At 63.0% G+C, this 6,701-nt stretch carries 8 protein-coding genes; 7 read left to right on the top strand and 1 reads right to left on the bottom strand.

What is annotated here, in order from left to right:
- The first annotated feature begins 9 nt into the window (after positions 1-9).
- The 3 genes from ACM62Q_RS12805 to ACM62Q_RS12795 are packed head-to-tail and all read left to right on the top strand — an operon-like array spanning position 10 to position 2,425.
- Positions 10-81 carry a hypothetical protein gene (locus tag ACM62Q_RS12805; RefSeq protein ID WP_415037192.1) on the top strand — a complete coding sequence of 24 codons (72 nt, stop codon included), beginning with the start codon at positions 10-12 and terminating at the stop codon, positions 79-81.
- On the top strand, positions 78-1,856 hold the full coding sequence (gene dsbD, locus ACM62Q_RS12800) for a protein-disulfide reductase DsbD (protein WP_415037190.1): 1,779 nt from the start codon (positions 78-80) through the stop codon (positions 1,854-1,856). Before ACM62Q_RS12805 ends, dsbD begins: the two co-directional genes overlap by 4 nt.
- Before the next feature lie 8 nt (positions 1,857-1,864).
- Positions 1,865-2,425, top strand: a complete 561-nt coding sequence (locus tag ACM62Q_RS12795) for a methyltransferase family protein (RefSeq protein WP_415037188.1) — start codon at positions 1,865-1,867, stop codon at positions 2,423-2,425.
- A gap of 3 nt (positions 2,426-2,428) precedes the next feature.
- Here the strand turns inward: ACM62Q_RS12795 and ACM62Q_RS12790 are convergent, their stop codons facing one another.
- Entirely contained in the window at positions 2,429-3,118 is a 690-nt protein-coding gene (locus ACM62Q_RS12790; RefSeq protein ID WP_415037186.1) for a phosphatase PAP2 family protein, read from the bottom strand.
- Positions 3,119-3,271: 153 nt separating this feature from the next.
- Between ACM62Q_RS12790 and ACM62Q_RS12785 the strand changes: the two genes are divergently transcribed.
- From ACM62Q_RS12785 to ACM62Q_RS12770, 4 genes are all read left to right on the top strand, one after another.
- Positions 3,272-4,222 carry a DUF2157 domain-containing protein gene (locus tag ACM62Q_RS12785; RefSeq protein WP_415037184.1) on the top strand — a complete coding sequence of 317 codons (951 nt, stop codon included), beginning with the start codon at positions 3,272-3,274 and terminating at the stop codon, positions 4,220-4,222.
- Complete coding sequence (locus ACM62Q_RS12780) at positions 4,219-5,910, top strand: GDYXXLXY domain-containing protein (RefSeq protein WP_415037182.1); 1,692 nt, start codon at positions 4,219-4,221, stop codon at positions 5,908-5,910. The genes ACM62Q_RS12785 and ACM62Q_RS12780 overlap by 4 nt, the downstream gene beginning before the upstream one ends.
- Before the next feature lie 70 nt (positions 5,911-5,980).
- The gene (locus tag ACM62Q_RS12775; protein WP_415037180.1) at positions 5,981-6,241 is read left to right on the top strand and encodes an acyl carrier protein; all 261 of its coding nucleotides are present in this window, start codon (positions 5,981-5,983) and stop codon (positions 6,239-6,241) included.
- A partial coding sequence (locus ACM62Q_RS12770; RefSeq protein WP_415037178.1) for a beta-ketoacyl synthase N-terminal-like domain-containing protein occupies positions 6,238-6,701 on the top strand: 464 nt, incomplete at its 3' end. The genes ACM62Q_RS12775 and ACM62Q_RS12770, both read left to right, overlap by 4 nt.

The following is a 6,701-nucleotide window of genomic DNA, read 5'->3' as shown; positions in this document are numbered from 1 at the left end:
GTCCCGGAAATCATCGCCCTGCCCATCACCCACGGTTTGCCGGCCTATCTGGACTGGCTGACGGAAGAAACCTCGTCATGATCCTGCGTACTTTTTTTCTGCGAATTTTCCTGCTGCTCTCCCTGTTTTCCGGCGGCGCGGCGAGCGCCCAGGAATTTCTCGACCCCCTTGTCGCCTTCAAACCGAGCCTGCGCGCGCTCGATGGGCAGACGGTGGAAGTGCGCTACGAAATCGCCAAGGGCTATTACCTCTACAAGGACAAGTTCCGCATCCACGCTGCCGACCCGGCCCAGGGTTTGGGGCCATTGCAACTGCCGCCGGGCAAGGAAAAGGACGACGACACCTTCGGGCGCACCGAGGTGTATTACAAGGAAGTGGTGTTTCGCTTGCCGGTCGAGCGCAACAGTTCCGGCCAGCTTGATCTGACGCTCGATCTGCAGTCTCAAGGTTGTGCCGATGCCGGTATCTGTTACCCGCCGCAGACGCAGACGCTAGGCGTGCAACTGCCTGATCCGGCGACGACCCCCGCCGCCCCGCCGCTGGAGGCATCCTCTGCCGGTGCCGGCGATGAAAGCGGGCAGATTGCCGAAACCCTGAAAAACGCCGGGTTGTGGACCAGCCTGGCGCTCTTTTTTGTCGCCGGCCTCGGCTTGTCGCTGACCCCCTGTATTTTTCCGATGATTCCGATTCTCTCCGGCATCATCGCCGGCCAGGGGCAGCGGGCAACCAAGATGCGCGGCTTTCTGCTTTCCCTCGCCTATGTTTTAGGAATGGCGCTCACCTATGCCGCGGTCGGCATCGCCGCCGGTTTGAGCGGCACCCTGCTGTCGGCCGCCCTGCAAAACGCCTGGGTGCTGGGAAGTTTTGCCCTGATTTTCGTTGCCCTGTCGTTGTCGATGTTCGGCCTTTACGATCTGCAGCTGCCGGTTGCCCTGCAAAGCAAGCTGGCGCAGGAGTCCGGGCAGCTCAAGGGCGGCAGCATGCTGGGCGTGTTCCTGATGGGGGCGCTGTCCTCGGTGATCGTCGGCCCCTGTGTTGCCGCGCCGCTGGCCGGGGCGCTGCTTTATATCGGCCAGACCGGGGATGCCGCGTTCGGCGGCATCGCGCTGTTCGTCATGGCGCTCGGCATGGGTGCGCCGCTGATTGCGGTGGGCATCGCCGGCGGTTCGCTACTGCCCAAAGCCGGCGCGTGGATGGACAACGTCAAAAAAACCTTTGGCGTTCTGCTGCTCGCCACCGCCCTGTGGTTGGTCTCGCCGGTGATTTCCGATTTTGCCGCCATGCTCGGCTGGGCCATGTTGTTCACCATTTCCGCCATCTACCTACACGCCATCGACCCGCTGCCGGTCAATGCCAAAGGCTGGCAGCGTTTCTGGAAGGGCATTGGCCTGCTCATGCTGCTGACCGGCGCGGCACTCCTGATCGGCGCTCTGGCTGGCAATCGCGACCCGCTGCAACCGCTGGCCGGTCTGCGCGGCAGCGCCATCGCGGCGGAGAATCGGGCCTTGCCGTTCGAACCGGTGCGCTCTCTTGCCGAGCTGGAAGCGCGTCTCGCCAGCACCGACCGGCCGGTGATGCTCGATTTCTATGCCGACTGGTGTGTTTCCTGTAAGGAAATGGAGAAATTTACTTTCAGCGATCCGGCTGTACGCGCCGCGCTCGCCGGTTTCACCCTGCTCAAAGCCGACGTCACCGCCAACAGTGATGACGACAAGGCGCTGCTCGCCCGATTCAAGCTGTTCGGTCCGCCCGGTATCATTTTCTTTGCTGCCGGTGGCAGGGAAATCACCGCGCAGCGGGTGGTTGGGTTTCAGGATGTCGAGCGTTTTCTCGCCACCTTGCGCGCTCTGAACTGAGTCGCGCCATGTTGCAACTGAACAGCCACGATTGGGTTGCTTTTGCCCTCCTCTCGGCGCTGTTGCTTTGGGTTTCGCGCAAACCTTTGCGGCGTCCGGGTAGCCACGGTTTCTACCGCTATTTTGCCTGGCAGACCATGCTCGTCCTGATCTTCCTCAATCGCCCGGAATGGGGCGAGCACCCAGAGACTCTGCACCAGCAAATCGCTACGGTTTTGCAGGTGAGCAGCCTGCTGCTTCTTTTGGCGGCGTTGAGCGGGCTGGTGCCGGCCTACGGGGGAAAACGCCGTGTCGATACCACGCTCTACGAATTCGAGAAAACCGCTCGTTTGGTGAGCAGCGGCGTTTTTCGTTACATCCGCCACCCCATGTACGCCTCCCTGCTGGCCTTGACCTGGGCTGTTTTTTGCCAGGATCCTTCCTGGGCAGGTCTGACGCTGGCCCTGATCGCCACGGCTTTTCTGGTGCGCACCACGCTCGCCGACGAAGCGGAATGTCTCGCCTATTTCGGCGAGGAATACCGCCGCTACATGCAGCACACCCGGCGCTACCTGCCTTTCTTGCTTTGACGCCTAGAGCAGCGGCCGCTGCGGCGTCCGCTGCAGGTGACGCAGGGAAGCAAGAACAAAAACCAGGCCCAGCAGCAAACCTGCGAACACGTCGAGTAGCACGTGCTGGCGCGTCCCCAGGGTGGACCAGGCGATGGCCAGACCAAAGAGCCCGTTCAAGTAGCGCAGCCAATGCGGTGAGCCTACCTGGCGCAGCACGCGCCCCAGCCAGAAAGCGGCAAATACGGCGCAAGCCACGTGCAGCGACGGGCAGGCGTTGCCGCCGCCGTCCATGCTCTTGATCATGGCCATTTCCGGGTAGGCCGACCAATCGAGTCCCGCTGGCGGCACCGCGGTGGGCAGCAGCCAGAAGATCGCGAGGCCGCACAGACACAGGGCGGCCATCCAGCCGCCGAAGCACAACAAGGCGCGCAAGTTGCCGAGAAAAGCCGGCGGCAAGGAAACATAAACCCAGAGCGCGGCATACACCGGGAAAGCGTGCGGCGTGAATGCAAACCAGTCGTCTGCGGCCAATCGCGGCATCACCCAGGCCGGGCGCAGGGGGTATTTCAGTAGGGAAAAATAGGCCCAAAAGAATAACCCCATGAAAATCATGGTGCCAAATGCCTTCAGCCAGAGCAACAGGCCCGCCCGGTACAGCAGTTGCTGCCACCAGGGCAAGCGTTCATGGCTCGGTGAAATCTGCAGGCGCATGGGGATGCCGAAAAAGAAGAGCACGCATGGTAGCAAAGGAAAGCAGAACGGGGATTTTGTTGCATTCAATCGCCATGCCGGCCGCCGACTCCGCCCGACAAGGCTGGCATAATGCCGGGCAAATTTAGACTTGGTCTGCGAACGAGCGATTTCATGTCCATGCTGATTCACGAACTGGTGCGCCGCCACGCGTTGTCGCCCTCTCAGGCGCAGCGCCTCTGGCAATGCGCCAGCCAGCCGCCGGCCAACTGGCCGGTGTTGTTGCAGCGTGCGCTGATGCTCATTGCTGCGCTCCTGCTCGGTGCCGGGCTGATTTTCTGGGTGGCGGCACACTGGCCGGCGCAGAGCCGCAGTTTCAAGCTCAATCTGCTGCAGGTCGCCGTTTTTCTCCCTGGAGCGCTTGCCCTGTTCCTGCCGCGCGCCCGTAAGGTCCTCTTGCTGCTCGCCCTGCTGGCCTTGGGTGGTTTGCTGGCTTTCGTCGGGCAAACCTATCAGACCGGGGCCGATGCTTGGCAGCTGTTTGCGGCATGGGCGGTTCTCGGGTTCGTCTGGGTGCTGCTGGCGCGTAGCGACGGCCTGTGGGCGGTGTGGCTGCTGATCGCCGGAACCGGCCTGGCCTTGTGGTCGGGAGATGCCCTGCTCAATCCGCTGGCGGAGCTTTTCCGGCGCAGCCCGCACCCTGTCGCCTTGCTGGCCTGCTGGCTGCCGATCTGGCTTTGGCCCTGGCTGCTGCCCTATCTGCCGGGCTGCGCAGTGGATGAGGCGCGCCTCAGTCAGGTGCTCGCTGCCCTCATGGCCCTGGCGGCGTGGACCGGCGAAGGCCTCTGGGGCGTGTTCGGGTCGCAGGCGCTCGACCTCTATGCTGCGGCCTGCGCCCTGGTGTTTCTCGCGCTTCTCCTGGCCTGGCGCAGGCGCGCTCTGGCCGTCCTCGCCCTGGCCTTGTTGTCTGCCAACAGCTTGTTTCTGGCGGGCTGCGGGCGGCTGTTCTTCAGCATAGAGGGCAGCGATCCCTTCACCGCCCTCTATGGCATGGCTTTCCTGATCGCCACCAGCATCGGCCTCAGCGTGCGCTGGCTGCATCGCCTGCAGAAGGCGGCGCGATGACGCCGCTACCGCACTGGTGGGCGCAGGCGCTGGCTGAAAAACTGCTGCCGCCGCCGGCGCAGGATGCCCTGGACGATGACCATCCTTCCTGGCTGGTGCTGGTTCTCGGGTTTTTCGGTGCTTGTCTGGTCCTGATCCCCGTTTTCGGCATCTTGCTGCTGGCGTTCGGCGGCAGCATCCTGCAGCCGCCTGCCGCGCAGATCGTTGCCCTGGCCCTGGCGGCGGTAGCCCTCCTCTTTTTGCGTGAAAAAAAGAGCCTGTTCCTTGCCCAGCTTGGCCTGAACATGGCGCTTGCCGCCCAGACGCTCTGGCTGATCGGCGGGTTGATCGTTGAGGATATGCAGTTGAATTGGTCGGCCCTGCTCGGTTTGCTGGCCCTGCAGATCATCATTTCGTTCGGCTGCAAGCTGGTCTGGGTGCAGCGCATCCTGGGAGTGCTGCTGGCTTGGACGGCCTTGACGCTGCCGCTCTCGACGGGAGAAGCCGGCCTGAAGATCGATACCCTGCTCGCCGCCTGGCCGAATAACGTGCTGCTTCTGAGCCTGTTGTGGCTGACCTGGTCGCTGCAGGAAAAACGTTTTCTCGGCCAAGCCTGGGCGCTGCCGCTCAGCGCGCTGGCCGACGGTATCGGTGTCGGCATCCTGCTCGCGCTGGCCGGCAGAAGCACGGCCCTGGCCGTCATGCTCGGTGCCGGCGCCAGCGGTTCGGCCGATGTGGCCGATGCCGGCCTGCAAACGCTGTGGACCTGGTCTTGGCCGGCGACAATACAGGCGGTGCTGGTGTTATTCAGCGCTTTCGGCCTGTGGTGGCATTGGCGGCGCTGGCGGTTAGATGCGCGCAGCGGTGGTTTATTGCTGCTTGCTTACACGGGCTTGCTGGTGTTTTGTCCGGTGCTGCCGCAGCTCGGTGCGCTGACACTGATCGGCAGCCTGGCGGCGGCGCATGGAAAAAAACGCCTGCTCTGGCTGGCGCTGGCCATTTTGTTGCTCAGCCTGGGCAACTTCTATTACGCCCTGGCCTGGCCGTTGGCCGACAAGGCCGTGCTGCTCGCCGTCATGGGGGCGCTGCTGGCGAGCGCGCTTTTCGTGCTGCGCCGGCCTCGCTCCGGCATCACCGCGCCTGCCGCGCCGCAGGCGAAATGGCTGCTTGGCGCACTGGCGCTCGCCACCCTGCTACCGCTATGGGGGGTGCGCGGCGATGTGGCACAAAAAGAGGAAATCATCGCGCACGGACAGAAAATCTACCTGCCCCTCCTGCCGCGTGACCCGCGCTCGCTTTTGCAGGGCGATTACATGGCCTTGCGCTTCGATCTGCCCACTGCCCTGCGTGACGAGCTGGAAAAACGCCAGCGCAATGCGCCGGGCTTGCGGCAGGCATTGGCCGTCGCCGAGCTCGATGCCCGCGGTGTCGCCCACCTGCTGCGCCTGGCGGCACAGAGGGAAACTCCGGCCGGGCATGAATTGTTGCTGCCGCTGCAGCAGCTGAAAGGGGAATGGGTGCTGGTCACCGACGCCTATTTCTTCCCGGAAGGGCAGGGCCAAGCCTTGGCGCAGGCACGCTTTGGAGAATTTCGCGTACTGCCCGATGGCCGGGCCTTGCTGGTCGGCCTGGCCGACGATGGGCTGCAGGCCATACACCCGACGGCAAAACGCGATGCCAAGGGAAATCAGGCGGAAACGATCGAATGACCCCTTTTAAACCGTCGCAAAAGCGGCTATTTATTTGAAAAACAGCCTTTTTTGGCTAAAATCGCCGCGCATGAAAGCCATTGAACTGATCCGCGAATTTCTCCACGAGCGCCTTGCCGCCGACCCCGCCGCCGTTGTTCCGGAAGCGGCGCTGGCCGATCTGGGTGTCGATTCCCTGATGATGCTCGAATTGATGTTCGAATTCGAAGATCGCTTTGCCATCAAGCTCGAATCCGACCTGAAAGCGCCGCAGACGGTGGGCGAACTTGCCACTCTGATGGAAGGCTTGATCGCCCGGCAAACCAGCGATCCATCCAGCGCGGCAGCATGAGCGCGCGGCGGGTTGCCATTACCGGCCTGGGGCTGGTCAGTCCCTATGCCCAGGGCAAAGGGCTGGATGATTTTTTTCATCGGCTCTGTGCTGGCGAGTCGGCGGTGCGGCATCTGCTGACTGACGATCAGCCGCGGCCCTTGAACATGCCGTTCGTCAGTTGCCCGGATTTCGACCCGGATACGGCTTTGGGCAAACCGCTGGCCTCGCTGATGGATCGTTTTGCCCAATTGGGCATGGCGGCAGCTTTTTCTGCCTGGGATGATGCCGGTCTGAATCGTCAGTCTGATAAAGAAAATCGTGACCGCTGGGGGTGCTCCTGGGGTACGGCGCTCGGCGGCACGCTGGCTTACGAAAAGGGTTACCGCGAGTTGTGGCAGAAGGGGCGCGAGCGCCTGTCGCCGCTGGCCGTGGTGCTCGGCATGAATAACGCCGCCAATGCCCATATCTCGATCCAGCT

The organism is Azonexus sp., from assembly GCF_047638095.1.
In the GTDB taxonomy this organism is placed as follows: domain Bacteria; phylum Pseudomonadota; class Gammaproteobacteria; order Burkholderiales; family Rhodocyclaceae; genus Azonexus.
Note: the sequence above shows the minus strand (reverse complement) of the source record. Positions and strands in the feature narration are given on the sequence as shown.